Below are 26,992 nucleotides of genomic sequence, written 5' to 3'. Positions count from 1 at the left end.
AAATGGCAGCTATCAGTGAAAGTAAATGCCCCGAATGCGGGCGCAAGGTTTCTATGCTCACGTCCACCGGTGCGCGAGTTTCCCGTTGCCCGAAGTGTGGAGCGGTTCTTAAGGCGAACGCATCATTGACGGGTTCCACTCTCGGCGGGGACGCGTCGCCTGAGCTCTTTAAATCGCCAACACCTGAACACCCAAAAGCCACCACCGGTGGAAAGGCGCCGGTGACAGCCAAGGAGGGTCCAACAACGGAAATTGCGACGGACCGGAAGGCCACCAGTACGGTAGCCCGCCAATCGGAAAAAGAGGTGCGGGAAAAACCGGCCTCGCGCCCTGCCCGAGTGGAAAAGCCGCCGATTGCGGCAGAGCCGGTTGTAGAGGCCGAAAAAGATGAGAAAGAAGAGGCTGTTGTCGAGCTGCCAAAGGCTGCGGTTGTCGAGGAAGCCGACACAGAAACTGTCAATCCTGTGACTGCAGACAGGCCTGAACCTGAGCTGCGGGGAACCCGGGGAGAATCCCTGGACAGGCTGGAGCGGTTTGCGGCGGAGACACTGGCACAGCAGGCTGGAAGTGAGGAGACGGCAACGGACGAAACACCGCCGGGCGGGGGTGATGATGAGCCGACCAGCGCCGAGGTGACTTTGTCCAAGGAAGATAAGGATCTCTCGGTTCTGGCTGCTGAGCTGGCCGGCAAGGAAGACGAATCGACGGAGACCTTGTCCGCCGATCTGTCCCGCATCGTGGCTCAGATCGACAAACTGTTCGGTCCCGGTTACGCCAGCCAGCATCCCCAACTCATCACGGCGGCTCTGCAGGCCCAGCAGGCCAACTCCGCCTCGGCCGATCTCGTCAAGCGCCTGGAGCGTCTGGACGAACGGGTGGCCCGGCTGGAAACTCTACTGAAAGAGGAAGGATAGGCGGGCTTCTCAAGACCTTGGCTTCAACCCTCCGCAAACAGGACATCCCCGCATCCCCAGCGGTGATTCCAGACGACAGCGCTGCAGCAGCTCCCCATCGTCAAAAATCTCTCGGGTCGGGCCTTGCCCGGCAATCCTTCCTTCGTACAGAACGATGGTCCTTTCGCACACATCCATGACCAGGTCGAGGTCATGACTGGCGATGATGAGCGTGTGCCCAAATCCGTTGAGCAGATGGATGAGCTGACGGCGGCTGCAGGGATCGAGGCCGGTGGTCGGTTCGTCGAGCACGAGGATATCCGGCCGCATGGCCAGCACCGTCGCCAGGGCCACCCGGCGCTTTTCACCGGCGGAAAGGCGGAAGGGCGGGCGATCTCGCAAGTGAAGGGAATCGACCTGGGTCAGGGCTTCCGTGGCTCGGGCCGCAACCTCGTCGGCGGGCAAGCCCAGGTTCAGGGGGCCGAAGGTTACATCCTGCCAGACGGTCGGCATGAAAAGCTGGTCGTCCGGGTTTTGGAAGACCAGACCGACCAGGCGCTGTACCTTCTCCCGGTTTTTGGGGCCGAGGGCGAGCCCGCTGATCGTCAGCGATCCTGACATGGCCGTCAGCAGGCCATTCAGATGGAGCAGAAGGGTCGACTTGCCGGCGCCGTTGGCCCCGGTGACGGCCAGGGACTGTCCCTGGAAGACCTCGAAGGAAATCTCTTGCAGGGCGCAGGTCCCGTCAGGATAGCTGTATCGAAGGTCGTTCGTCTTGATCACGGGCTCTGTCATGACCATAGCTCCATCAATAGTCCCCCCATCCATTCCGGTAGGTTCCAGACGCGCAAGAGAATAAAGGAGGCGCTCCAGCCGAGAGTGAAGAGGAGCTCTCTGCTTCCGAAACGCCCCTGGTGCAGCGAGGGCAGTTGCCCATCAAAACCACGGCAACGCATGGCCTGGTGAATGCGTTCGGCTCGCTGCAGCGATCGCATGAGCAGCTGCCCGGCCATCAAGGCGTAGACGCGCCATTCCAGCCCTTTTTTGCCAAAGGATCGCAGCGCTCTGGCCCGGGCCATGCGCAATCCCTCTTCGATGAGAACAAAGATGTAACGATAAAGGAAGAGCAGCTGGACGATGAAAATCCGGGGAGCGCCCAGTTGCCCCAGGGCGCGGCAAACCCCAGGAAAGCTGGTGGTGGCGATCAGGATGAGGGCCGCACCGATGGTCAGTACGAAGCGCAGCATTATGGAGGCCAGGGAAAGCCAGCCACCGCTGACGGGCAGAGGGCCGGCATGCAGAAGAATCTCCCGATCCAGCACGGGATTGAGGATGGCGATGAACAGAATGAAGGGGGTAACCCAAAGTATGCGACGGATGAGGTAACCCAGCGGCAGGCTGGCGACACCGATCTGCCAGAGGGGAAAGAGCAGAAAGGGGAGCAGGGCCGAGACCTGGTATTTTCCGAAAGAAGCGACCGTGATGATAAAGACCAGGGTGGTGAGAACCTTGGCGCGGGGGTCCAGGCGGTGCAGAGGGCTCTGCCGCGCGGCCAGGTCGTCCAGTTTTCCCAGGTTGAAGAGGGCTGTGTCGATAGGGGCCATGGCGGAGCCTTCGGTGTTACGAATGGCGCTTTCGTGGCACGGGTGGGCGTCAAGGTGCCTCCGCGCGCCGGTGATCAGGCCAGGTCCTGGCCCGTTGTGGTAGTGACCAGTTTGCCGTGCTTGACGCCGCGGGTACCGATGAGTTCGTCGGCCAAATGCCTGACCTTGGCGGACGTCCCCTTGACGACCAGGACCTCCAGACAGTGATGGGCGTCGAGGTGGACATGCAGGGTCGAGATGATGGCCTGATGGTGGGTATGCTGGCGCTCGATAAGTTTGTCTCCCAGATCACGGGTATGGTGATCATAGACCAGGGTCACCGTGCCGACGATTTCCTCGTCATCCCGGGCCCAGCGGTCTTCCACCAGGGCATTGCGAATGAGATCGCGAATGGCCTCGGAGCGGTTGACGTAGCCCTTGCCGGTGATGAGTTCATCGAAGCGCGACAGCAGTCGCTCATCCATGGAAATGCCGAAGCGTGTCAGATCGGCCATCGTAAAATCCCTGTTGGTGTGGTGATATTCCAGAGTCTTTAGCACGCCTTTCCAGGAGGGTCAAGAATATTGGGGACTTGGCCGTTTCTGTCCACCGTTATTTCACAGGTTATGCCCGCTATATCACCAGATATTGTGGGTGCGTGAATTTGCAATGTCTATATGTTGTGTTTTTTGCCTTGACAGGGTTTCTTCCTGTGCTAAATTCGCACTGTTGATTCCGCACAAAGGAGGGAAGAGGGATGCTCGAATACATTCGCAAACGGGATGGCCGGCTGGTCGCTTTTGAGGAACGAAAGATCAATGAGGCCATTCAGAAGGCCGTGCGCGCCGTCGGTGGCAAGGACATGGACAAGGCGGGCCGTATTGCCCATCAGGTCGTCGGCATCCTGGAGGTCATCTACAAGGATGGCCGCATTCCCACCGTTGAAAATGTGCAGGATCTGGTCGAGAAGAGCCTCATCGAAAATGGCCACGCCCAGACCGCCAAAACCTATATCCTCTACCGGCAGCAGCACGACAATCTGCGCCGAACCAAGGAGTTCATGAAGGAGTCGATCGAGGCGATCGATTCCTACCTGAGCCAGGAGGATTGGCGCGTCAACGAGAACGCCAACATGGGTTATTCGCTGCAGGGCCTCAACAACCACATTGCCGCCAATATCACCAGCAACTACTGGCTGAACAAAATCTATCCGGGCTATATCGCCGATGCGCACCGTGAGGGGGCCTTCCATCTCCACGATCTCGGCATGCTGTCCGTCTACTGCTGTGGCTGGGATCTGAAAGAGCTGCTGCTCAAGGGCTTCACCGGCGCCTACGGCAAGGTGCAGAGCGGCCCCGCCAAGCACTTTCGCACCGCTCTCGGTCAGGCGGTCAATTTCTTCTATACCCTGCAGGGGGAGGCGGCCGGGGCTCAGGCCTTCGCCAACTTCGATACCCTGTTGGCCCCTTTTATCCGCTACGACAAGCTCAATTACAAAGAAGTCAAGCAGGCCGTTCAGGAGTTCATTTTCAACATGAACGTGCCCACGCGCGTTGGCTTCCAGACCCCCTTTACCAATATCACCATGGACATGACCCCGCCCAGCAACATGAAGGACGAGGCCGTGGTTATTGGTGGCGAGCTCATGGATGTGACCTACGGAGATTTCCAGGAGGAGATGGATCTGTTCAACCAGGCCTTCTGTGAGGTTATGATGGAGGGAGACAGTTCAGGGCGCATCTTCTCTTTCCCTATCCCCACCTACAATATTACTGTCGGCTTTGACTGGGAGAGCCCCAGGTTTCAGCCGATCTGGGAGATGACCTCCAAATACGGCATCCCCTATTTCAGCAATTTCATCAACTCGGACATGGACCCGGCCGATGCCCGTTCCATGTGCTGCCGCCTGCGCCTCGACAACCGTGAACTGCGCCGTCGCGGCGGCGGTCTCTTCGGCTCCAACCCGCTGACCGGCTCCATCGGCGTGGTAACGCTGAATTTGCCCCGGGCGGCTTATGTCGCCAAGACGAAAGAGGCTTTCTTCGAGCGCATCGCCGAGCTCATGAAGCTGGCGCACGAATCCCTCGAAATCAAGCGCAAACAGCTCGACCGCTTCACCGAGGAAGGGCTTTATCCCTTCAGCCGCTTCTACCTCACCGGTATCAAGGAGCGCAGCGGTCACTACTGGGACAACCACTTCTCCACCATCGGTCTGCTGGGGATGAACGAGGCCAGTCTGAACCTCATCGGCAAGTCGATCGATACGGCCGAAGGCAAGGCGCTGGCGGAAGAGACCCTGAAGTTCATGCGCAAGCAGCTGGAGGTTTTCCAGGAGGAGTCGGGTCACCTCTACAATCTGGAGGCGACGCCGGCCGAGGGAACGAGCTTCCGTCTGGCCAACCGTGACCGCAAGAAGTACCCCGGCATCATCACCGCCGGCAGCGACGAACCCTATTACACCAACTCGACCCAGTTGCCCGTCGGCAGCACCGAGGATATCTTTCAGGCCCTGCAGCATCAGGACGGCCTGCAGACCCTGTATACCGGCGGCACCGTTTTTCACGGTTTCCTTGGTGAACGGCTGGAGGACTGGCGCAGTGCCCGCCTGCTGGTGCGACGCATCGCCGAGAACTTCCATCTGCCCTATTTCACCATCAGCCCCACCTTTACCATCTGTCCGGTGCATGGCTACATCACCGGTGAACATTTCGCCTGCCCCCACAATCACGAGGGGAGGGCGGCTTAATTCCCGTGATGCGTGAGGGGTGAGGCGTGAGGAGTGGGTCAAAGCCTTTCGCCTAACGCCTCACCCCTCACGCCTTACGTTTGACACCCACCAGGAGGCATTATGGCAACCAAATGTGATTCAAAGACGGAAGTGTACTCCCGCGTCTGCGGCTTCTTCCGTCCCGTTCAGCAGTGGAACAAGGGCAAGAAGCAGGAATTCAAGGACCGCACCGAGTTTGTGGTGGGCCAAGCGGGCAGCGACGAGTAATCCATGCCCATCAAAGGATTCCAGGGAACGAGCCTGCTCGATTACCCGGGCAGGATCGCTTCCCTGGTGTTTTACGGCGGCTGCAACCTCACCTGCCCCTTCTGCCACAACCCTGATCTGGTCCTCAACCCGGACCTTTATCCCGATTATCCTGTAGACGATCTGATCGACGAGCTCCGCTCGCGGCGCAGCTTCATCGACGGCGTTGTTGTCTCCGGCGGCGAACCGACGGTCGATGGCGGGCTGGTTCCCTTCCTGCGACAGGTCAAGGGTCTGGGCCTGCTGGTGAAGCTCGACAGCAACGGTCTTGCCCCCGAGGTGCTCGAAGGCCTGCTTTGGGAAAAACTGGTCGATTACCTGGCCATCGACCTTAAAACTACGCCCGAGCGTTACGGGGAACTGCACAACGCCCCCGTCGATGGCCAGGCTCTGCGGCGCTCCCTTGAGCTGGTTATGAAGGCCGGGGTGGAATACGAATTTCGCACTACCTGCGTTCCCGGTCTGGTCGAAGAGGCCGACATTCACCAGATGGGACAGGCCCTTTCCGGGGCGCGCACCTGGGTACTGCAGCAATTCGTGCCCCGCCATGCCCTTGCCGAAACCCTGCAGACCCTCGAACCCCACCCGGCAGACGAGGTCAGACGCTTTGCCCTCCTGGCCGAGACCTACGTCGAAGATGTGCAGATCCGTGGATTGTGATCGGGAGGAGCGTATCTTCCCTCTGGCGACATAGACCAAATCCTGCTCACCACCAAGACACCAAGAAAAGTCAGTAATCTCTATGGGATGTCCCCCTTGGGTCGGCCAGCTTATTGGCCTCCCTTGGTGTCTTCGTGCCTTCGTGGTGAATCCGTCCTTATGTGAAAGCTTGACAATCTTCCCCGGGAAATTACTATTTCAGGCAGGTTGGTAACACGAAAATGGAAAACGTGGCATCATCTGGCCGCGATACCTTGAAGGAGTTGCCCCATGCACATGTCTGATGCTCTGCTTTCCCCTGCTGTTGGCGGGTCGATGTGGATTGCCGCCGCCGCGACTCTCGGTTATTGTGCCCGCCGTCTCAAGGGCCGCCTGGCGGACGGCATGGTGCCTCTCATGGGGGTGCTGGGGGCTTTTGTGTTTGCCGCCCAGATGATCAATTTTACTCTGCCTGGAACCGGTTCAAGCGGCCATCTTGGTGGCGGCCTTTTGCTCGCTATTCTGCTGGGTCCTCACGCTGCCTTTCTGGTAGTGGCTTCGGTGTTGACGGTGCAGGCGCTCTTCTTTGCTGATGGCGGGTTGTTGGCGCTGGGCAGCAACCTCATTAATCTGGGGCTGTTCCCCTGTCTGCTGGCCTATCCTTTTCTTTACCGCCCGTTGACCGCTGGTGGTGCCAGCAATGGCAGGCGTACCTTTGCGGCCGTCCTTGGCGCGATTGTCGCTCTGCAGTTCGGTGCCTTCGCGGTCGTTCTGCAGACAACCCTGTCGGGTTTGGCCGAGCTTCCTTTTGTCACCTTTGCCATGCTCATGCAGCCCATCCATCTCGGTATTGGTCTGGTGGAGGGGCTGGTCACGGCCGCGGTGGTCCGCTATGTGGGCCAGATGCGCCCGGAGCTGCTGGCCATGACTCCTACCTTTTCAGCCGGTTCCGGCCAGCGCAAAAAGGCTCTGGCCGTCCTGTCGGCGGCGGCGATTCTGCTGGGCGGGGCTTTTTCCTGGTTTGCCTCCGCTCATCCCGATGGCCTGGAATGGGCCCTCGCCAAGGCTGGCTTTGAAGAAAAACAGGGTGAAGGAGAAAAGCTGCCCGGTGGGCTGGCGTCGGTGCAGCAACGTTTGGCTATTTTCCCGGATTATGGTTTCCGTCCGCAAGAAGAGAGTGTGGCAGCGTCCGTCGAAAGAGAGACCTGGCCGCAGGTGGATGCCGGCACCTCCACGGCCGGAATCGTCGGCGGCGGCCTGACCCTGATGCTGGCGACGGTCGCTGGACTCCTGCTGAAAAGGAGATCGAAGGAGTCGGCCTGAGCGGACTGCCTCGAAATACCTTGAGAACATCGGCACCGGGGCCTGTCCCCGGTGTTTTTTTGCCTGGTGGTTTGGTGACTACGTGGTGAGAAAGGCTAAAACCCTGGCAACCATTGCACCACCAAGCCACAAAGACACCAAGAACATCTCCATATCTCGTGGTGTTAGGCCTTTAGGCACATGCCCGTCTTTGGGAGTTTTGTTATAGGAATTATTTTTGATTTTCTTGGTGCTTTGGTGACTTGGTGGTGAAGCCGCCGTTAAACGCGAAGGCGGGCGACCAGTTTGGCTTTGGGCAAGGGGACACGCAGTCCTGACAGTCTGACGCGCCCTTCCTGCCAGTCTTTTTCGTCGAATTGTAGAGGATTCAGCAGGGCTGGGTCGGGGGTGGTGCCCAGATAGGACTGCATCAGGGCGCCGATGATGCGGTTATAGGCCTTGCGAGAATGTCCGTGGGCGAAGTTGCGGCCGGGAAAGCGGCGGATGTCGCCGTCGAAGGCTTCGGAGATGTGATAGAGCTCGTGAATGACCGTCATGAGTTTCTGCTCTAGGGGCAGGCGCAGAAATCGCGGAGTCATGAGGGTGATCAGGTAGAGGATGTCCCGCCCGTTGTGATGAAGTACGGGCATCCGAAAGGTTTCCAGGTAGCGACCCCGGCGCCGGCTGTTTTCCCTGTGGCCGTTGCAAAACCGCAGGGGGGCGATGCGCGCATAGACGCCATGGGTACCTTTGGCCCGCGAGCGACTGAGGCTGAACAGAACACGGTCGGGGTCGATGTGTTTCAGCTCCGGCAGGCTGCCGCAGAGATCGCGGCAGAGCGCGTCCATGGCGCCGCTCAGGTCTATTTCAGTCGGGCGACAATCTCTTTCAGGCATGCGGCAGCACCGGCGCGCTAGGATGCCGGCGTTTCTTCCAGTTTGTGGCAGAACAGACAGCGGAATTTGGGGGGATGTTCGGCCGGGAAAGGCACGCCCTCGGCGTTGTGGCAGGTTTCGCAGGATTTTTCAGCCGCTTTTTTGCCTTCTTTTTTAACGATGTCATGAAAGGGGCGGTGGGTATCGTCGTAGGGGACGCGACTGGTCGTCTCTTCGGGGGCGGCCCAGAGAAAGGCCAGAATGATAACGGCTAAAACGATCAGGGCAAGGTCACGTTTTTTCAGCATGAAATCTCCATCGAGTGATCGGGTGAGGTCCGGACGCAGAAAGAGACCGCGTCGTCAGTCCCCTTTGATAAAAAGAAAATAGATGGCGGCCATGACGAGTACGGCTCCCGCGGCGACGAAAAGGAGTAGCGTGGGGTCGCTGGGACTGCTGATGTCCGTGCCTCGCTCCAGGGTGTAGGAAATGAGACCGGCAAAGCCGACGACGCTGAAGAGAGTGACCAGCAGCATGCGCCAGCGCATGATCAGGGACAGGATGGCCAGAACGCCCATGATGCCAAGAAAGAGGGGGTTGTAGATAAGCTCGCCGACATTCATGTCGTTGAGAAATTCGATAACCCGTTCGGTCTGGAAACGATCAAAGAATTCAGCAACGCTGGAAAAATCCATGAAGCCAATCTCCCTTGTTAGGTATGGTTGCGGATAAGCGAAACACCAAGTGTGACCGATTGATTACCTTAACAGTTTTTGTCGGGAAGACAAAGCGAAAAAAGGGCGTTTTTCTTGACTTTTCCAGGCAGTTTTTCTAGGATTGCATGCTTGTTCAGGCGCTTCAGCTATCCCATGGAAAGGGCCTCTTTTGTCCGAACGTGCCATAGGTGTTTTTGATTCAGGAGTGGGGGGGCTTACCGTTCTCAAGGAGATCGTGAAGCAGCTTCCCGGCGAGGATATCGTCTATCTCGGCGATACAGCCCGGGTCCCCTACGGGACCAAGAGCCCGCAGACGGTGGTGCGTTATGCGCTGGAAGCGGCTGCGTTTCTGACCAGTCACCGAGTCAAGATGCTGGTGGTAGCCTGTAATACGGCCTCTTCCGTGGCTTTGCCCGCGCTGGCGGAACGCTTCAGCCTGCCTGTCATTGGTGTGATCGAACCGGGCGCCCGCACGGCGGCGGCCCAGACGCATTCAGGCCGTATCGGCGTCATCGGCACGGAGGGAACCGTCAAGAGCGCCGCCTATACCGCCGCCATCCACCGCTGCAATCCCTCTATTGATGTTTTTAATATTTCCTGCCCCCTATTTGTGCCCCTGGCGGAAGAAGGCTGGGTCGAGCATCCTGTGACCCGTCTGACGGCCGAGGAATATCTGGCCCCCCTCAAGGCGCGCTCCATCGACACTCTGGTTCTGGGGTGCACCCACTATCCCTTGTTGAAGAGCACCATCCGCGCCGTCATGGGCGAGGAGGTACGCTTGATCGATTCGGCGGAAGAGACCGCCCGCACGGTGGCTGAAATCCTGGCCTCGGCAGGCTTGTTGCGCAAAACCGCCTCCGGGAAAAGAGCTTTTTTCGTCACCGATGTGCCGACCCGCTTCGAAAGAGTGGGCGGTGCTTTTCTGGGGGCGGACCTGCAGGGCGTGGAGCAGATCGAACTCGACTGGATCTGACCGCCTGCTTTTGAATCCTCATTAAAAATTACAAGGAGATAGACGTTTATGAAGGGATATCGCCTGCTTCTGGTCGTCGTGGCCGTGATCATCCTGGCCCTGGCTGCGCTGGTGCTGCGTAATTACCTGGCGTCTTCGCCGACTTCCATGCCGCAGCCGGCGGCAGAGGTGGAGGAGCCCAAGGTCATGCGCGAAATTATGCTCTATTTCGCCGCCCCATCGGCGGACTACCTGCTGCCGGAAACGCGCGAGATCGAAAACTGTCAGGAGGAGGAAGCGTGCCTGCGGGACACCATCCAGGCCCTGATTGACGGGCCGACCACCTCATCCATCGCCATTTTGCCGGCGCAAACCGTGTTGAGAAATATCGAGGTGGACGGCGCGCTGGCCACCGTCGATTTCAACGCCGACCTGGTCTCTTTTCACCCGGGCGGGAGTTTTTCCGAGTTGATGACCGTTTATGGGGTGACGAACACGCTGGCGGCGAACTTCCCCTATATTCGGCAGGTCCAGTTTCTGATTGACGGCCAGCGTCGTGAAAGCATCCGGGGGCATGTCGGGATTGCCGAGCCGGTGACGGTTGATTTTCGCTTCAGCCGGGAGCCTGCTGTAGTGGTTCCCGAGGAGCCCCTTGGGGACAATCCGGGTGGGAGGAACTGATGGCCGATTTTCGCGAGGCGCTGGCAAGGCAGGTCCTCATTCTTGACGGGGCCATGGGGACGATGCTGCAGGAGAGAGGCTTGGCCCCGGGCGGCTGTCCCGAGGCCATGAATGAAGACGCCCCCGAGGTGGTGGTCGGCATTCACCGGGAGTACGTCGAAGCCGGTGCCGATATCATCGTCACCAATACCTTTGGCGGCAGCTCAGCCAAGCTGGGCCACTATGGTCTGCAGGACCGGGTCTATGACCTCAATGCCCGCGCCGTCGAGCTGGCGCGGCAGGCCGCCGGCAGCAATCGCTTCGTGGCCGGCTCCATCGGACCCACCGGGCGTTTTCTGGCTCCTGTCGGGGATGCTGATTTCGATGAGATGGTCGCAATTTTCGGCGAACAGGTGCGGGCTTTTGCCGAAGCGGGCGCTGACCTCGTCACCATGGAGACCTTTCTCGATATCCGCGAACTCCGCGCCGCCGTTATCGCCGCCCGCGAGTTCTCCTCCCTGCCTATTGTCGCCCAGATGACCTTTGATGATGGTGGCCGCAGCGTGCTGGGTACGCCGCCGGAAGCCGCGGCCGTTACCCTGGACGCCCTCGGTGTCGACGTGATCGGATCGAACTGCGGCCTGGGTATCGATGGCATCTACGCCCTGCTGGAGAAAATGCGCGCCGTCACCTCGCTGCCGCTGATCTCCCAGGCCAATGCCGGCCTCCCTGAATTGCGCAACGGAGTCACGGTTTTTCCCGGTACTCCCGAGGAAATGACCGCCTATCACGATCGCCTGCTGACCATCGGGGTCCGTATTATCGGTGGTTGTTGCGGCACCACCCCTGCCCATATCCGCGCCATGCGTCAGGCGCTGCAGGGGCGCTCCATGGCCTGGCAGGCGCCGCCGCGTCGCGGCTACCTTTCCAGTCGCGGCACCGTCGTGCCCATTGGGGGAGACGCTCCCTGCGCCGTGATCGGCGAGCGCATCAATCCTACCGGAAAAAAGAAGTACACGGCCGAACTGCGCGAAGGCAAAACCGCCTACATCCGTCGCGAGGCGCAAGAGCAGGTCGCGGCGGGGGCCACCCTGCTCGACGTCAACTGCGGCGCCCCGGGTGTGGATGAACCGGCCGCCCTGGAAAGGGCGGTCTACGCGGTCAGCGGGGTGGTGGGCGCTCCCCTGGTTCTTGATTCTTCCGATCCCGTGGCGTTGGAAAAAGGTTTGAAGGCCGCCGACGGCAAGGTTCTCATCAATTCCGTGTCGGGCGAAGAAAAAAGCCTGATGAAAATACTACCGCTGGCCCGTAAATATGGCGCCGCCGTCATCGGCCTGGCCCTGGATGAGACGGGTATTCCCGAAACGGCCGCGGGTCGTCTGGAGGTGGCGCGCAAAATCCTGCACGCCGCCGAAGCCCTGGGCCTGCCTAAGGAGGATGTCATCATCGACTGCCTTACGCTCACGGTATCGGCGGAGCAGAAGCGGGCCATGGAGACCATCCGGGCGCTGCGCCTGGTGAAGTCGGAACTCGGGCTGGCTACGGTGCTGGGGGTCAGCAATATTTCCTTCGGACTGCCGGCGCGACCGGTTCTTTCCGCCGCTTTTTTCGCCATGGCTCTGGAGGCGGGGCTGGCCGCCGCTATCGTCAATCCCAAAGAAGAGCGTATGATGGATGCCTACCGGGCGGCTATGGTTCTGTTGGGGAGGGATCAGCGGGCCGAGGCCTATATCGATGTGTATGGCGGCGTTACTACGCCTCTGGCCGCGCCGCAGAACGACGGCGTTCCTCCGAATATCCGCCAGCGTCTGGCTGCCGCCGTTATCGAAGGCGACCAGGAAGGCATTGTCGCCCTGATCGAGGTGGCGCTGGCTGAAGGTTTGGAACCCCTGGACATCAGCAATGAAGGACTGTTGCCGGGCCTGGAGGAGGTCGGCCGTCGTTTCGGCAAAAACCAGATTTTTCTGCCCCAGGTCATGCTTTCCGCCGAAACGATGCACACCGCCTTCGGCCGTCTCAAAAAAGAGATGAAAGGGCAAAAGAGCCGCAGTCTTGGTCGTATCCTCATGGCCACCGTCGAAGGGGACATTCACGACATTGGCAAAAACATCGTCTGCACCCTGCTGGAAAATCACGGCTTCGAGGTTATCGACCTTGGCAAGAATGTACCGGCAGCGCGCATCGTCGAGGAGGCCACCCGTCACGAGGTCGACGCCGTCGGCCTGTCGGCGCTGATGACCACCACCCTGAACCAGATGGACGTGACTATCCGTCAGTTGCGTGAGGCCGGGGTGCGGGTTTTTACCATGGTCGGGGGCGCCGTGGTCAGCCAGGATTACGCCGACAGCATAGGTGCCGATCTCTATGCCGCCGACGCTCTGGAAGCGGTGGACAAGGTCAAGGCTCTTTTCAGCACTGCCCGTCAGAGCTAGCCGTCTTTTGGTGTTAAGGCGGCATAACATCAATCCTGTTGCGCCATTTGGCGGAGTATGCTAGTTTCGCCATGATTACTACCAGGTGCGGAGAGGGGCGACATGGTTGTTGGCTTTAATCATAATTTTCGGTATAAAAACGAGGTTTACCATATCCAGACCGAAGATGGTGGGCTGAAGAATCCCCATATCGTCACCCTGCTCTACAGGGGGGGGACCATTCTGGCGTCGAAGAAAACCTCCTATGCCGACATCCTTGGCACAAGTCACCTGGAAACCGTCGTTGAAGGCCGCATGAAAACGCAGCACCGGGAGATGATACGTCGCCTTAAAGACGGGGAGCTCGATGCCGTTCTCTTCGGCGCGAAGGCTGAAGCCTCCCCCGGCTCCCAGAGCAAAGCTGAGCCGATGCCTCCTGCCGCCGCTCCGGGTCTGAAAGAACCCCAAAAGACAGCGCCGATTTCAGCCGAGGAAAAAACACCCGCTTCTTCGGCGCCTTCTCAAAGCGCGCCTTCTTCCGCTGTGCCGGCGGAAAGCCTCGATGATCTCATCTTTTCCTACCTTGTCGGTGACGACAAGAAAACCCGCTAATCCATCTGCCCGCCGCCGTGTGGGCACGTTTGTGAAAGGGAGCACCCGCCTGATGTTGACCGACCAGACCGTCCAGGAGTTGGAGCGAACCGCCCGCGATCTCCGTGTTGAAATTCTCAAGATGCTGAACTCGGCTAAATCCGGCCATACGGGTGGCAGTCTTTCCGCCATCGATGTGCTGACGGTTCTTTTTTTCCACAAGATGCGCCATGATCCCAGTAACCCTACCTGGGAGGATCGCGACCGCTTTGTGCTCTCCAAGGGCCATGCCGCCCCGGCCTTGTACGCCTGTCTGGCCGAAGCCGGTTATTTCTCCCGCGACGACCTCAAGGGGCTGCGCCGCCTGGGCAGCCACCTGCAGGGACATCCCGACATGAATAAAACGCCGGGGGTCGAGGTCTGTACCGGTTCTTTGGCCCAGGGCTTTTCCCAGGCCGTCGGTTTGGCCCTGGCGGCCCGTCTTCGCAAGCCGGACAGCCGCATCTACTGCCTGCTGGGTGACGGCGAAGTGCAGGAAGGTCAGGTATGGGAAGCCGCCATGGCCGCGGCACATTATAAGTTGGACAATCTCTGTGTTTTCGTGGACCAGAACGGTCTGCAGATCGACGGTGAGGTGGCCAAGGTCATGAATGTCGGGCCGTTGGGACCCAAGTTTCTCGCTTTCAACTGGCACGTACTCGAGGTAGACGGGCACGATGTCCGCGCCATCTGCCTGGCGCTGGCCGACGCCGAAAAGACCAAGGATCGCCCCACCATGATTATTGCCCGCACGGTAAAGGGCAAGGGCGTTTCCTTCTTCGAGCACAAGGCCAGCTATCATGGCGTGCCGCCCAGCGACACCGAACTGGCCGAGGCGCTCAAGCAGCTGTAGTTCGCCAACTTTTTAAGAATACAAACCGAATGATGAGGATACCGTGAGCGAGATGATCGCAACTAGAGATGCCTATGGCAAGACCCTGGTCGAACTCGGCCGTGAGAATACCCGTATTGTGGCCCTGGACGCCGACCTGTCCGGGTCGACCAAGACCGCCCAATTCGCCAAAGAATTTCCAGAGCGTTTTTTCAATGCCGGCATCGCCGAGGCGAACATGGTCGGTATGGCTGCTGGTCTGGCGGCGGGAGGCATGATTCCCTTTGCCTCCACTTTTGCCGTTTTTGCTGCCGGCCGTGCCTTCGAGCAGATCCGCCAGTCCGTGGCCTACGCCAAACTCAACGTCAAGATCGTCGCCACTCATGGCGGTATCACCGTTGGTGAAGACGGCGGCTCGCACCAGTCGGTGGAAGACCTGGCCATCATGCGGGCCCTGCCTCACATGACCGTGCTTTGCCCCGCCGACGGCCCCGAAACCGAAGCTGCCATCCGGGCGGTCGCCAAATACGACGGGCCCGTCTACGTGCGCCTGGGCCGCTCCAAGGTGCCTGTCGTTTTCGAAAACGGCTGTGATTTTACCATTGGCAAGGGGCATGTCCTGCGTGATGGCACCGACCTGACCTTCATTACGACAGGCTTGATGACGGCGCAGGCCCTGGAGGCGGCCGCCATCCTCGCCGAAGGCGGAGTGCAGGCGCGAGTGCTGCACCTGGGCAGCATCAAACCCTTGGACACTGATCTCGTCATCAAGGCCGCCCGTGAGACAGGGGCGGTGGTGACGGCAGAAGAACATTCGGTAATCGGCGGACTGGCTGGCGCCGTCTGCGAAGCCCTCTGTGAAAGCCACCCCGTTCCTGTTGAGCGAGTCGGACTCCGCGATGTTTTCGGTCAGTCGGGCACGGCGGAAGAGCTGCTGGCCCATTATGGACTGACACCCGCCCATCTGGTCGAAGCCGCACAGCGGGTTCTGCAGAAAAAGGCCTGATCGGATCCGTCGTATCCCGTACCTTTCTGGTCAGTCAGGGGGACTTGCCCTTGTTCAAAAGTCTTATCAGTCGCGTTATTCTGCTCAATATCCTGTTGTTGTCCATCGGGGTAGCCGCTTTTTCCCTGGTGCACATACAGCGCGATCATCAGGACATGCAGGCGTCCGCCGAAGAGAGTGCCGAGCTTCTGCTGACGACCATCGAAAACGCCATTTTCAACGCCATGCGCGTTGGCAACAGCGATGACGTGCAGGCGACCCTGGAAAATGTCGGCCGCGGCAGCCGCATTGTTCATGTCCGCATTTTTGAGCCCGATGGCACGATTATCAAGTCCGCTCAGCCCGAAGAGATCGGTCAACGCGTCAATCCGAGGGAGCTTGAACTTTACCGCAATCAAGACGTCGAAGCCATTTTCGAGGTGGATGGCGAAGAGGTTCTCGGCATGGTGCGACCTATCCGATCGCAGCAGGTTTGCTATCGCTGTCATGCGCAACGGCAGGACGAGATTATCGGCTTGTTAAGCCTTAACTTTTCCCTGTCACCCTCGATGGATCGTCTGAAGGAGTCCACCGAGTTTTTTGCCGCCACCACCGGCGTTATCCTGGTGCTCCTCTCCTTGGGAAGCGCCGTCATCCTCATTCGTTTCGTCAAGCGGCCCATCCTGACGCTGCAGAGTAAGATGGCCCAGGTGGAAAACGGAGATCTAAGCGTCCGCTTGCTCCCCGAAGGCAATGACGAGATAGCGCGGGTCAGCAGCAGTTTCAACTCCATGGTGGAGAATCTGCAGCAGGCGCGAAAGCAGCTCGAAAGTTATCATTTTCAACAGATGGAACGGGCGGATCGCCTGGCCTCGTTGGGAGAGATGGCCACAGGGGTTGCCCACGAAGTGAAAAATCCCCTGGCGGGTATCAGCAGCGCCATTTCGGTCATGGCCGATGATTTTCCCGAGGATGACCCACGTCGCGACATTTTTCAGCAGATTCTTGAACAGCTTCGCCGTCTCGACAAAACGGCTACCGATCTGCTGGTATTCGGCCGGCCGGGCAAGCCGGAGTTTTCCTATGTCGATCTCAACGACCTGGTGAAAAAGACGCTCTTTTTCGTTTCCCAGCACCCCGAAGCCCGCAATATCCACCGCCGCAAAGACCTGACCCGGGATTTGCCGCCGGTGTGGGCCGATGAGAAACAGATCCAGCAGGTGGTGCTCAACATCAGTATCAATGCCATACAGGCCATGCAGGCCGGCGGGTCTCTCATGCTGGGTACGACGCTGGTGGAAAGACACGGTCAGCCCGTCGTACAATTGAAAATTTCCGATACGGGCAAAGGGATTCCCCAGGAAGAACTCGACAAGATCTTTGTCCCTTTTTATACCACCAAAACCCAGGGCACCGGGTTGGGGTTGCCCATCTGCAAGCAGCTGCTTGAACAGCATCAGGGGACGATCAGTGTGGAAAGCCGCCTGGGTGAAGGGACGACATTTACGATTGAATTGCCTGTTACAGCGGGGCAGGCATTAGGATTGGAAGGAGTCGAAAGTGCGCAAGTATAAGATTCTGGTTGTTGACGACGAACATCTTATCCGCTGGTCCCTTGAGCAGAACCTGCGCAAGCAGGGGTATGACGTGGGGACGGCAGCCTCCGGCGAAGAGGCCATCAAGGCCGTGCAGGAAGACGCTCCCGATCTCATCCTCCTCGACATCCAGCTGCCCGGTATCAACGGTCTGGACGTGTTGCAGAAGGTCAAGGATATTGATGACGAGATTATCGTCATCATGGTGACGGCTCTGGGGGTGCTTGAAACGGCTGTGCAGGCCATGCGCATGGGGGCCTTCGACTATGTCAACAAACCCTTCAACCTCGATGAGCTGGCCATCGTCATCAATAAGGCTCTCGAGACCGGCGATCTCAAAAAAGAAGTCGCCAACCTGCGTACCGTCCACTCCCACAAGTTCGGTATTAACCAAATTATCGGCAACAGCCGCCACATGAAGAACGTGCTGGCGATGGTCGAAAAGATCGCCCGCAGTGATGCCAGCACCGTCCTTATTCAGGGTGAAAGCGGCACGGGGAAGGAGCTCATCGCCAAGGCCATTCACTATGAGAGCGCCCGCGCCGAAAAGCCTTTCATGGCTATCAACTGCGCCGCTGTACCCGAGACCCTGCTGGAAAGTGAGTTGATGGGGCACGAGAAAGGCGCCTTTACCGATGCCAAAATGCTTAAAAAAGGCCTTTTTGAGCTGGCCGACGGCGGCACGATCTTTCTCGACGAGATCGGTGATATGGAGCCGGGGATGCAGGCCAAGCTCTTGCGTGTCCTCGAAGAGCGCTCCTTCCGCCGGGTAGGCGGCACCAAGGATATCCGTGTCGACGTCCGCATTATTTCGGCCACCAACAAGGATCTGCTCAAGGGCATCGAGGATGGAAGCTTTCGCAACGACCTCTATTACCGCATCCAGGTTATCCCCATCTATCTGCCTGCCCTGCGCGAGCGCAAGGATGATATCCTCCCGCTGACAGAGCACTTCGTCTCTCACTTCAATCGTGAGTTCGGCAAGAGCGTCAAGGGGATTTCCAAAATGGCCGAGAAGTTTCTGCTTGAATACGGCTGGCCCGGCAATATCCGTGAACTCAAGAACGTCCTCGAGCGGGCGATTATTCTCGAAAATGATGAGACCTTGCTGCTCGAACATCTCCCCCAGGAGATCGTGGCCAAAGCCACTACTGGCAGCGGCCCCCTGAGTTTCCGCATTCCGCCGGAAGGGGTGGATATCGAAGAAGTCGAGCGCGAGCTCATTCGCCAGGCCCTGGAAGTGTCGGAAGGAAATCAGTCCAAGGCGGCCAAGCTGCTGCATCTGGGCATTGACGCTTTTCGTTACCGTATGAAGAAATTCGGCTTCCTTTAATTTTAAAAAGCTTTTTCACCACCAAGACACCAGGACACCAAGAAGGTCTGGTGTCGGGGCAAAAAACCTAGCCTGGCTCCCTCTGAGATTCAGGGATTTCTTGGTGTCTTAGTGCCTTGGTGGTGATGAGCCCTTTATGTTCCTACACCTGCGATAACAGCTGCCGGGCCGCCGTCTGTACCGGGTCCCACACCGGCGAGAAGGGCGGCGCGTAGCTCAGGTCGAGATCGACGATATCCTGTACCCGCAAGCCGGCATAGAGAGCCGTGGCCAGGATGTCGATACGCTTGGCCGCGCCCTCCAATCCGACAATCTGTCCACCCAATAGACGTCCACTCCCTTTTTCTGCCAGCAGTTTGACCGTGATGCGCCCGGCGCCGGGGTAATAACCGGCCCTGGTGCGGCTGCGGATGGTAGCGGTAACCGCTTCCAGTCCCAGTTTTGGCAATTCCCTCTCCAGCAGTCCTGTGCGCGCCACCTCATATTTGCAGATTTTGCTGACCGCCGTCCCCAGCACGCCGGCAAAGGTCGCATAGCCACCGGCGATATTGGTGCCGGCCACCACCCCCTGTTTGTTGGCCACGGTCCCCAGGGCAATGTGCATGGGTTTGCCGCTTACCCGATTCATCGATTCCACACAATCGCCCGCCGCCCAGATACCCGCCATGTCGGTCTGCATGCGGGCATTCACCTTGATGGACCCCTTCACCCCCAGGGATATGCCGGCCTCGGCCGCCAGAATACTGTTAGGTCTGGTTCCCATGCCCAGAATGGCGCAGTCGGCTGGCAGGGTGCGCTGATCCGTAATTACAGCGGTCACGCGGCCGTTTTTTGCCTCAAAACCCTGCAGCGATTCTTTCAGGTAAAGCGTGACGCCAATTTCCCGCAGTGCCTCCGAGACCAGCGCCCCCATATCGGGATCGAGAGTTTCCATGACCTGTTCTCCCATCTGAATCAGCGAAACTCTCATGCCGCGGCGCACCAACGCTTCCGCCATCTCCAGCCCGATATAGCCACCGCCGACCACCACGGCCTGTTTGGGGTGGTGTTCGTCGAGAAATTCCCGTACCCGGATACCGCTTTGCAGGGTGGACAGGCCAAATATGCCCTGGGCGTGGGCGTTGGCCATCTCGGGGCAGAAGGGTTCGGCGCCGGTGGCGATGAGCAGTTGATCATAGCTTTCCCAGCTTTCCGTGCGGCTCTCGCGGTTCAGTACCCGCAATTTACCCTGGGTCGGGTCAATTTCAAGCACATCGTGATGCACGCGGGCGTCGATGTTGTACTTGTCGTGGAACTGGGCGGGAGTGCGGGCGATCAGGGACTCGACCTCTTCCACCATGCCGGCGATGTAATAGGGCATGCCGCAGGCCGAGTAGGAAGTATGGGGGGAACGTTCAAAAACGACGATCTCGGTTTCAGGCTTTTCGCGCGCCACTTTCGAAGCGGCGCTCATGCCGGCGGCGTCACCGCCAATCACCAGGAGTCTCTCCTTTGCCATGGTTCTGTCCTTTCGTAAAAGTTCTATTAATGCTGTGGTTTGACGGCTTCCAGAAAATGATGGCACGGCAGGCTGGCATGCGCCCTAATCTGCTCGAAGCAGGCGGCAGCGAGCTGGTCGATGAGGCTCTGTTCGCTGACACGAATTTCCAGGGGCGGACCGCTCTCTGTCGGTTCGTCTTTCCAGTCGACAATGGCCACCTTGCCGCCGGGTTTCAGCAGGCGAAAAGCCTCGGACAAAATAGCCGCCGCGTCTTCCAGTTCATGATGCAGGTTGACCATGAGAACCAGGTCGGCGATGCCTGCAGGCAGGGGGACGGCTCGTTCCTCCATTTTAACGGGAATAATGCGGTCGCGCAGCTCTTCGGGCAAATTTTCTTCAAGCCACTGCAGTATTTCGTCAGCGATATCGCAGGCGTAAACGGTGCCCTCAGGCATGTGCCGACTAAAGGGGATGGCGAAGAATCCAGTGCCGGTCCCTATGTCGACGATGACCCGGGGATTATCAAGCTTCAGAGTTTTCCATATCCTTTCCGGGTTTTCTCTGTCGTATCGGTCGGGGTGGTTCAACTTGGCCAGTTTGGCTGGATTGAACTTCTTTTCAGACATTGCAGGACTCCTCATCGAAAATGAAGGTAGCCGTGAAGTAGGTGGTTTATCTTATCATCCCGCCACCAGGCTAACCAGCGATACTTAAGTGTTACCATATATGGAAATATGGATTAATGAATCCCTAGTAAGCCGCTCAGCTTTATGGCCATGCCTGAACGCCATATGGCCGAGGAGTCTGCAGAGATGTGATCGATCGTAACATGCCGTTTTGTAGATTAAAAAATTATTTTAATGTTTGTGGTGCTAAAAAAGTGGCTTTGCCTTGACAGGAGGGGAAAGAGGGATATTTTTGGAGAAGTAACGCTTTGTGGTACAAAAACTGCTACTCAATGTAACAGATAGAGTATTTCTCTCATGAACTATGTGGCAAAAAGGCCTGGGGCATTCCCCTTAGTTTCAGTGAGATATCCCTTGTCACAACACGAAGCAAAGGAGGAGATAGCGAAAAGGAACGGTAAGAAGGCAAGACCTGGCGATGACCTTGGGAGGGGTTGGAAACAGGTCTGATTGAGTTGCCGGATTTTATCCGGGGTTACTTCACAGCCATCATGTTAAGGAGGCAACATGAAAGTATGGCACCGATGGACGGTCTGCATGGCCGCGATACTGCTGGCGCTCATGCCGGCGGTCGATGCGCTGGCAGCCTCGATCTCGGGACGCTCAAGCACCGAGATCGAATGGTACGATGATGCCGATGGCGACACCGCCATGCCGGCCTATCAGTACCTGATGCTCAATGTCAGGGACATCGACGGCGATGGGCTCGACTTCCGTGGTTACGGCCGCCTGGCCGATGACTTCAAAAACGAAGTCGATATCGAGAGCCGTCTCTACTACGCGTATTTCGAAAAGAAGGACCTGATCGACGATCTGAATCTGAAGTTCGGTCGGCAGTTCATCTCTACCACGGCCGGGGCCTCGATGATGGATGGTCTCTATCTCGACTATGACAACCTCGGTCCCCTCAAGCTGGCTCTGTTCGGCGGTGGCGACGTCGCCTATTACAGCGGGTACAGCGCCGACGACCTCATGTTCGGTGGCGAGCTCAGCGGACGCTTCTTCGACAGTCTCGACCTGGGTCTGTCCTATGTTCAGAAGTGGGATAACGGCGATCTGGCCAAAGAGCTCTTCGGGCTCGATGTCGACTACGACTTCAATAACGTGCTCAACCTCTACAGCGAAGTCCAGTTCGACTATCTGTCCAACAGCATCTCCTACTTCCTGGGTGGCGCCAAGTACCGGCCCAACGACAAATGGGGCCTGCGGGCTGAATATCTCTACTCCCTCCCGGTATTCTCCGCCACCTCCATTTATTCCGTCTTTGCCGTCAACGAGTACGAAGAAGTCATGGCCGAACTGACCTACCGCATCGCCGTGGGTCTGCATACGTTTGGCCGCTACACCCGCGAGATCTACCCCGAGTTCGCTGATGCTGACGTCTTCGAGGCCGGTATCGAGAAAATCCGTACCCGCAACTTTTCCGGTTATCTGACCGGTGTTGTGCGCGAGGACGGCGACGGTCAGGACCTCATGGGCTTCAAAGCCCGCGCTGCCTATCTGTTCAATTCTTACGTACAGGCTGGTGTTGGTTTGGAGGTCGATGTTCTGGACCGTCGCATCGATGACGAAGATGACGAAACCACCAGCTCCCGCTATTGGGCTGACGTGACCGGCTACATCACCAAAAAGGTCAACGTGCAGGCCAAGATCGAGCGGGTTGAGAGTGATCTGTGGGACTACTACAATCGTGGCCGCATTCGCCTCAATATCCTCTTTTAGTAAAGGAGTGACGATATGATCCGCTGTTTAATCGCCGTTATGGCCGTCACCTTTGCGTGGGCGCTACCGGCATTGGCGGTCGATTTCGACCACGCCGAGCATTTGACCCACATTAAAGGGTCGGATTGCGCCACCTGCCACGTGGAGGGGGCGCAGAGCATCGTTCCCGAGACCTCGGCCTGTCTGCAGTGTCACGACCAGAGCTGGGTCGACACCGTCAAGATGCCGGGACTCAAAACCCACGGACCCGTCTGGGCCCTTAACCACCGCCCCTTTGCCAAGGGCAACACCTATGATTGCGCCGCCTGCCACCAGCAGAGCTACTGCATGGACTGCCACACTTCGGGGCGTTCCGACGAAATGGGTGACTTCGGCAACAACATGATCAACGTGCATCGCAGCGATTTCCACGTAACCCACCCCATCGCCGCCCGCACCAACCAGCAGCTGTGCTCCAGCTGCCACGAGCCCAACTACTGCTCCGACTGCCACAACCAGTTCGCTCCGGCTGACCTGGCTCTTGATTCACACCGCCGTGGCTGGACCGACGGCACTCTGGATGGCTTGCACGCCAACTACAGCGAAGAACAGTGTATCACCTGCCACACCAGTGACTCGGTCATCCCCAGCACCACCGGCTGGTCGCAGGCTCACGCCCGTGAGGCCCGCAAGAACCTGGCCACCTGCCAGGCCTGCCACCCACAAGGGGATATCTGTCTCAAGTGTCACAGCGCCACCAGCGGCCTGCGGGTGAATCCGCATCCTGCGGACTGGAGCGATATCGACGGCCGCCTCAAGCGGGCCAGCGACGGAAAGACCTGTCGTAAGTGTCACTAACGCTTACTTCGTTACAACACCAAAAGGAGGTTTTTATGCGAAGGAACATGTTTTCCCTTATAGCCGTGGCAGCAGTGACCATGCTGACTCTGGCTGGATGCGGCAGCAACCGTGATTCGAGTGGTTCGGTCACGGGCGATGCTGATGACGTATTGGCCTCGGCGCAGGCCGTGGGTATCACCAACTGTGCGCAATGTCACACGGTGTACAACGAAAAATGGTTGGCAGGCCCCCATGGTAACGCCGATCTGTCACCTGGCGGCGGCGATCCTCACACTGGGACCTCTTCTTGCGTCAAGTGTCACAATCCTCTTGACGATGGCAATCTCATGACCATCGCCTATGGTGATGAAGAAATCCGTGATGTTATCGGCTGCGAATCCTGTCATGGTGGTGGTGAATTCCATTATGGTTCAGGGCCCTTTGCTGCGCCGCTGCCAGGGCCGGCCCAATGCGGCAAGTGTCATAGTGCCGAAACTACCGCCGGGTATCATTCAACCAGCATCGGTCGCATAATCAACGATACTCACTATGATGACCCTGCAACGGGGAATGTTATAGAAGGTTACGTTGTTAAAATGAATGAGCAGACCGGTTGTCAGGATTGCCACTTCGATGGGCATACCCTCGATCTGGAAATCAATGCTCAGTGGTCTGAGTCGGCCCATGCCGGCCATCTTGTGGCCGTTAAGGAAGCGGCACAGGATGCCGCAGAGGCTGCTGAATTGGCTAACGCAGTAGACCCGGCCAATTTGACTGAAGACGAAGAGGATGCTATCGAGGCAGCAGGATTGGCTGCTTACCTTGCCGCAGGGGTTAAAGACGGCGACAAAAACAGCGCCTGGGCACACTACAACTGGGATTCAACCTACAAAGCTGATGGTGTCGAGAAAGACCGAGCCGATTGTCAGATGTGTCACACGGCTACAGGTGCTGCGAACTTCCTGAATGACCCTGCGATGTACGATGAAGAAAACAACAGTTTCGCTCACCTTGCCGACTGGGCTGCTGCTGGTGGCTCAGGCCAAAATGAACTGGTGTACTGCTGGACCTGTCACAAAAACAACCAGGCTGATATGCGTAATCCTGGCGCCATTCCTGTGAGTTATACAGTTGCCGGCGCAGCTGCCTCGTTGCCTGACCTTGGTTCCTCCAACGTCTGCGCCAACTGTCATGCCGGCCGTGGCAATATGGACAGCCTGGTTGAGGACTTTGACACCAATACCGATGGCAGCTTTAAAGGTACTGCAGCTACCAAAACCCATTATAAAAACGCTGCTGCCACCATCTTCCAGGCCACTGTGCACCCCGGCTATGAATACGAAGGGCTTAGCTACGCTGATCTCGGCTGGTACGACCATGATGAAGTCGGTTTCGTAGAAGGTCGTAGTGGTCCAGAGGCTGAGGAAGGCCCATGTGCCGGTTGTCACATGTCTTCGGCTGAAAGCCACACTTTTGAGGTTTTCACTAAGGATGCAGCGGGCGTAATCACGGCTCTGAATTCCACCAAATGCGTTGAATGCCATGATGGTGAGCACGGGCCTGGCTTAGTCACTGTTGATACCACCACTGATTTTGGCGATCAAACAGCCGCTGCCGCTGTAGCATTCCTTGAGCATGAAGCGGAAGCTTATCATGAAGCTCTGGAACTTCTGGAAGAAGCTCTGGCAGCCAAAGGCATTTTCTTTGCCCCGGCCTACCCCTACTTCTTTGGTGATGCGAATGATAACGGCGTGCTTGATGAAGCCGAAATCAATCGAGACAATGGATATGCCGAATGGGATAGTGCTGGTACCAACGGTGCCGCTCACAACTTCAATTACCTGCACCATGAAATGGGAGCCTATGCCCACAACAGCCTCTATGCCAAACGTCTGATCTTTGACTCCATCGACTGGCTGGATAATGGTACCCTTGATGGCACTATTACCGTTGATGCCGTCGCCTATCCTGCCGCTGCTACTTGGCTTGACGGTGACGATACAGTCGCTGGCAACCAGCGACCGCGACCCTGATAGCTTCCTAACAATTCAGAAGCAAATGGTTAACCTTAAGTAGCAGTCACAATTTGTTCTTGAAATTGCCGGGCCCGCAAGGGCCCGGTTTTTTTTGGTGCGCCAGGCGGTGGTGCAAAGGTGGTGCAAAGGGGTCAGGCTTGACAAACGGGGAAATGGCCGTAACATTAGGCCATGCCAAGAAAGCCGAGGGTTCATTTTCCAGGTGCTTGTTATCACGTCATGCTACGCGGCAATGCCGGGCACGACATTTTTCATGACGAAGCGGACCGCAGTCGATTTTTCTTCCTGCTGCAGGAAGGCATAGCCCGCTTTGGGCACCGTATCCACGCCTATTGCCTGATGAGCAATCATGTGCATCTTGTTGTACAGGTGAAAGAAACAGCCCTGTCGCGAATCATGCACAATCTCTCCTTTCGCTACACTCAATATCTCAACAAAAAATTTCAACAGACCGGCCACATCTTTCAGGGCCGATTCAAAGCCCTGCTGATTGATGCAGAGGCTTATCTGCTGGCGCTGGTACGCTATGTCCATTTGAATCCGCTGAGGGCGGGCATGGCGGAAAGTCTGGATGATTATCCCTGGTCAAGTCACCATGCGTACCTATCCCGCGAGAACCTTCCCTGGCTCACTGTCGAATGGGTGTTGAGCCGGTTCAGCGAGGATGCGGGAAGATCAAAGGACCATTATCGCGATTTTGTAGAAGGAGGTCAGCAGGATGGATACTGCCGAGAATTTCACCGGGGGACCTACGAGGGGCGGATTTTAGGGGACGATTCTTTCGTAGAGGAAGTGTTGGCGGGTTGTCATGAAAAGCTGGCAGAGCCCCCGCCGCTTGAGTCTGTTGTTGAAGCTGTATGTGCCCTGTATGACTTACGTCCTCAGGATCTTTCAAGTCGTCGGCGCACGCAACTGGTCTCAGAGGCACGGGCCTTGGCAGCTTATGTGGTGCGGGAGACACAAGGGTTAGAGTTGGAGGCCTTGGGGCGCGCCTTGAAGCATGATTCGTCCACCCTGAGCCAAGCCGCCCGTCGTCTGGAATCGCGTATGGCCCATGACGACTGTCTGGTCGAAAAGGTGATGCAGGTTCAAAAGAATATCCCCGTTTGTCAGGCCTGACCCCTTCTACTTACTTGACAGGGGTATTGCTTGCTGTTATACGATGTAATACGTCTTTGGGGAGGATAATTATGCTGGCAATTCGACTGGAAAAAGAACTTGAGCACGAACTGGACTTGGTTGCCAAGGCCCGCAAAAGCAGCCGTAGTGCTGTTGTTCGTGAGGCGATCGTTCGTTATCTTGAAGACAATGAGGATTTGGCTTTGGCCCGGCAGGCACTGGCTGAAAACGGCACGCGGAAATCTCTCAAAGAGCTGAGGAAAGATCTTGGGCTGGACGATTGAAATCGACGCGTTTGCCGAGAAGCAACTGCGCAAATTGGACAAGTCTGTTCAGAAACGTCTGTTGGGTTGGCTTGCGGATCGCATTGAGGGATGCAAAAACCCCCGCCATTTTGGGGAGCCGCTTCGGGGGGATTTGTCCGGCCTATGGCGCTACCGGGTGGGTGATTTCAGAATCATCTGCGAGATTCAAGATGAAAAGCTGGTTGTCCTTGCCTTGGCCATTGGCCACCGCCGCGAAATCTATGTGCGCTGATGAACTGGCCCAAGTCCCCTCTTTTTATCGATAAATTTCCCATCGATTACCAAGCTTGATCACCAAAATCTGCAAGGTGCCGTCTTGGATGTCGCAGACAATGCGGCAGTCTCCGACGCGGTATCGCCTCAGGCCCCCTAAGGGCCAAGTTAA

27 protein-coding genes and 1 pseudogene are annotated in these 26,992 nt (G+C 57.7%); 19 read left to right on the top strand and 9 right to left on the bottom strand.

The features are described 5' to 3' along the window. Positions 1-2 precede the first annotated feature (2 nt). Complete coding sequence (locus tag AOP6_RS12435) at positions 3-914, top strand: hypothetical protein (RefSeq protein WP_155877076.1); 912 nt, start codon at positions 3-5, stop codon at positions 912-914. Between the two features lie 9 nt (positions 915-923). Here the strand turns inward: AOP6_RS12435 and AOP6_RS12430 are convergent, their stop codons facing one another. The 3 genes from AOP6_RS12430 to nikR all read right to left on the bottom strand — a co-directional run bounded on the left by AOP6_RS12430 (position 924) and on the right by nikR (position 2,991). Further along, positions 924-1,688, bottom strand: a complete 765-nt coding sequence (locus AOP6_RS12430; RefSeq protein WP_155877075.1) for an energy-coupling factor ABC transporter ATP-binding protein — start codon at positions 1,686-1,688, stop codon at positions 924-926. After that, complete coding sequence (gene cbiQ, locus AOP6_RS12425) at positions 1,685-2,497, bottom strand: cobalt ECF transporter T component CbiQ (protein ID WP_155877074.1); 813 nt, start codon at positions 2,495-2,497, stop codon at positions 1,685-1,687. The genes AOP6_RS12430 and cbiQ overlap by 4 nt, the downstream gene beginning before the upstream one ends. Positions 2,498-2,571: 74 nt before the next feature. Next, positions 2,572-2,991 carry a nickel-responsive transcriptional regulator NikR gene (gene nikR, locus AOP6_RS12420; RefSeq protein WP_155877073.1) on the bottom strand — a complete coding sequence of 140 codons (420 nt, stop codon included), beginning with the start codon at positions 2,989-2,991 and terminating at the stop codon, positions 2,572-2,574. Between the two features lie 242 nt (positions 2,992-3,233). Here nikR and AOP6_RS12415 point away from each other — a divergent pair, with 242 nt between their 5' ends. The 4 genes from AOP6_RS12415 (at position 3,234) to AOP6_RS12400 (ending at position 7,472) form a co-directional block, all read left to right on the top strand. Next, positions 3,234-5,222, top strand: a complete 1,989-nt coding sequence (locus tag AOP6_RS12415) for a ribonucleoside triphosphate reductase (protein WP_155877072.1) — start codon at positions 3,234-3,236, stop codon at positions 5,220-5,222. Between the two features lie 102 nt (positions 5,223-5,324). Next, positions 5,325-5,471: an anaerobic ribonucleoside-triphosphate reductase gene (gene nrdD, locus AOP6_RS12410; RefSeq protein ID WP_155877071.1), complete on the top strand. Its 147-nt coding sequence runs from the start codon at positions 5,325-5,327 to the stop codon at positions 5,469-5,471. A gap of 3 nt (positions 5,472-5,474) precedes the next feature. Continuing rightward, on the top strand, positions 5,475-6,170 hold the full coding sequence (locus tag AOP6_RS12405) for an anaerobic ribonucleoside-triphosphate reductase activating protein (protein ID WP_155877070.1): 696 nt from the start codon (positions 5,475-5,477) through the stop codon (positions 6,168-6,170). A gap of 270 nt (positions 6,171-6,440) precedes the next feature. Continuing rightward, positions 6,441-7,472 carry an energy-coupling factor ABC transporter permease gene (locus AOP6_RS12400; RefSeq protein ID WP_155877069.1) on the top strand — a complete coding sequence of 344 codons (1,032 nt, stop codon included), beginning with the start codon at positions 6,441-6,443 and terminating at the stop codon, positions 7,470-7,472. Between the two features lie 260 nt (positions 7,473-7,732). Here AOP6_RS12400 and AOP6_RS12395 read toward each other — a convergent pair whose 3' ends face one another. Genes AOP6_RS12395 through AOP6_RS12385 form a run of 3 tightly spaced genes read right to left on the bottom strand, consistent with a single transcriptional unit; the run spans position 7,733 to position 9,021 of the window. Next, the gene (locus tag AOP6_RS12395; protein ID WP_155877068.1) at positions 7,733-8,347 is read right to left on the bottom strand and encodes a putative metallopeptidase; all 615 of its coding nucleotides are present in this window, start codon (positions 8,345-8,347) and stop codon (positions 7,733-7,735) included. Positions 8,348-8,364: 17 nt separating this feature from the next. Further along, complete coding sequence (locus AOP6_RS12390) at positions 8,365-8,634, bottom strand: cytochrome c (RefSeq protein ID WP_225897288.1); 270 nt, start codon at positions 8,632-8,634, stop codon at positions 8,365-8,367. Positions 8,635-8,688: 54 nt separating this feature from the next. Then, on the bottom strand, positions 8,689-9,021 hold the full coding sequence (locus AOP6_RS12385) for a hypothetical protein (protein WP_155877067.1): 333 nt from the start codon (positions 9,019-9,021) through the stop codon (positions 8,689-8,691). 190 nt (positions 9,022-9,211) lie between these two features. Between AOP6_RS12385 and murI the strand changes: the two genes are divergently transcribed. The 8 genes from murI to AOP6_RS12345 all read left to right on the top strand — a co-directional run bounded on the left by murI (position 9,212) and on the right by AOP6_RS12345 (position 18,440). Next, on the top strand, positions 9,212-10,015 hold the full coding sequence (gene murI, locus AOP6_RS12380; protein WP_155877066.1) for a glutamate racemase: 804 nt from the start codon (positions 9,212-9,214) through the stop codon (positions 10,013-10,015). Positions 10,016-10,063: 48 nt separating this feature from the next. Further along, positions 10,064-10,675, top strand: a complete 612-nt coding sequence (locus AOP6_RS12375) for a GerMN domain-containing protein (protein WP_155877065.1) — start codon at positions 10,064-10,066, stop codon at positions 10,673-10,675. Next, positions 10,675-13,086, top strand: coding sequence for a homocysteine S-methyltransferase family protein (locus AOP6_RS12370; RefSeq protein ID WP_225897287.1), 2,412 nt, complete (start codon positions 10,675-10,677; stop codon positions 13,084-13,086). Before AOP6_RS12375 ends, AOP6_RS12370 begins: the two co-directional genes overlap by 1 nt. A gap of 102 nt (positions 13,087-13,188) precedes the next feature. Beyond that, positions 13,189-13,677 (top strand): hypothetical protein, encoded by a 489-nt coding sequence (locus tag AOP6_RS12365; RefSeq protein WP_155877063.1) that lies wholly within the window; start codon positions 13,189-13,191, stop codon positions 13,675-13,677. A gap of 52 nt (positions 13,678-13,729) precedes the next feature. Further along, positions 13,730-14,548, top strand: a complete 819-nt coding sequence (locus AOP6_RS12360) for a transketolase (RefSeq protein WP_155877062.1) — start codon at positions 13,730-13,732, stop codon at positions 14,546-14,548. A 52-nt stretch (positions 14,549-14,600) separates the two neighbouring features. Further along, the gene (locus AOP6_RS12355; RefSeq protein ID WP_155877726.1) at positions 14,601-15,533 is read left to right on the top strand and encodes a transketolase family protein; all 933 of its coding nucleotides are present in this window, start codon (positions 14,601-14,603) and stop codon (positions 15,531-15,533) included. A 50-nt stretch (positions 15,534-15,583) separates the two neighbouring features. After that, positions 15,584-17,086 carry a sensor histidine kinase gene (locus AOP6_RS12350; protein WP_155877061.1) on the top strand — a complete coding sequence of 501 codons (1,503 nt, stop codon included), beginning with the start codon at positions 15,584-15,586 and terminating at the stop codon, positions 17,084-17,086. Beyond that, positions 17,073-18,440, top strand: a complete 1,368-nt coding sequence (locus tag AOP6_RS12345) for a sigma-54 dependent transcriptional regulator (RefSeq protein WP_155877060.1) — start codon at positions 17,073-17,075, stop codon at positions 18,438-18,440. Before AOP6_RS12350 ends, AOP6_RS12345 begins: the two co-directional genes overlap by 14 nt. Positions 18,441-18,582: 142 nt before the next feature. Here AOP6_RS12345 and AOP6_RS12340 read toward each other — a convergent pair whose 3' ends face one another. Both AOP6_RS12340 and AOP6_RS12335 read right to left on the bottom strand, forming a co-directional pair. Then, complete coding sequence (locus tag AOP6_RS12340; protein ID WP_155877059.1) at positions 18,583-19,938, bottom strand: FAD-dependent oxidoreductase; 1,356 nt, start codon at positions 19,936-19,938, stop codon at positions 18,583-18,585. A gap of 26 nt (positions 19,939-19,964) precedes the next feature. After that, positions 19,965-20,546 (bottom strand): class I SAM-dependent methyltransferase, encoded by a 582-nt coding sequence (locus AOP6_RS12335; protein ID WP_213194588.1) that lies wholly within the window; start codon positions 20,544-20,546, stop codon positions 19,965-19,967. Positions 20,547-21,113: 567 nt separating this feature from the next. Between AOP6_RS12335 and AOP6_RS12330 the strand changes: the two genes are divergently transcribed. The 6 genes from AOP6_RS12330 (at position 21,114) to AOP6_RS12305 (ending at position 26,839) form a co-directional block, all read left to right on the top strand. Beyond that, complete coding sequence (locus AOP6_RS12330; RefSeq protein ID WP_155877057.1) at positions 21,114-22,328, top strand: hypothetical protein; 1,215 nt, start codon at positions 21,114-21,116, stop codon at positions 22,326-22,328. 15 nt (positions 22,329-22,343) lie between these two features. Beyond that, positions 22,344-23,165 carry a cytochrome c3 family protein gene (locus AOP6_RS12325; RefSeq protein WP_155877056.1) on the top strand — a complete coding sequence of 274 codons (822 nt, stop codon included), beginning with the start codon at positions 22,344-22,346 and terminating at the stop codon, positions 23,163-23,165. 47 nt (positions 23,166-23,212) lie between these two features. Then, entirely contained in the window at positions 23,213-25,180 is a 1,968-nt protein-coding gene (locus AOP6_RS12320; protein ID WP_213194586.1) for a multiheme c-type cytochrome, read from the top strand. Positions 25,181-25,402: 222 nt separating this feature from the next. After that, the gene (locus tag AOP6_RS12315; RefSeq protein ID WP_213194585.1) at positions 25,403-26,302 is read left to right on the top strand and encodes a transposase; all 900 of its coding nucleotides are present in this window, start codon (positions 25,403-25,405) and stop codon (positions 26,300-26,302) included. Positions 26,303-26,373: 71 nt separating this feature from the next. Continuing rightward, positions 26,374-26,586 carry a DUF6290 family protein gene (locus tag AOP6_RS12310; protein WP_155877054.1) on the top strand — a complete coding sequence of 71 codons (213 nt, stop codon included), beginning with the start codon at positions 26,374-26,376 and terminating at the stop codon, positions 26,584-26,586. Continuing rightward, complete coding sequence (locus tag AOP6_RS12305; protein ID WP_155877053.1) at positions 26,570-26,839, top strand: type II toxin-antitoxin system RelE/ParE family toxin; 270 nt, start codon at positions 26,570-26,572, stop codon at positions 26,837-26,839. Before AOP6_RS12310 ends, AOP6_RS12305 begins: the two co-directional genes overlap by 17 nt. Before the next feature lie 24 nt (positions 26,840-26,863). Here AOP6_RS12305 and AOP6_RS15400 read toward each other — a convergent pair. Further along, positions 26,864-26,992 (bottom strand): annotated as a pseudogene (locus tag AOP6_RS15400) (type II toxin-antitoxin system mRNA interferase toxin, RelE/StbE family); the annotation flags it as partial.

Source organism: Desulfuromonas sp. AOP6 (genome assembly GCF_009731355.2).
In the GTDB taxonomy this organism is placed as follows: Bacteria; Desulfobacterota; Desulfuromonadia; order Desulfuromonadales; family SZUA-540; genus SZUA-540.
Note: the sequence above shows the minus strand (reverse complement) of the source record. Positions and strands in the feature narration are given on the sequence as shown.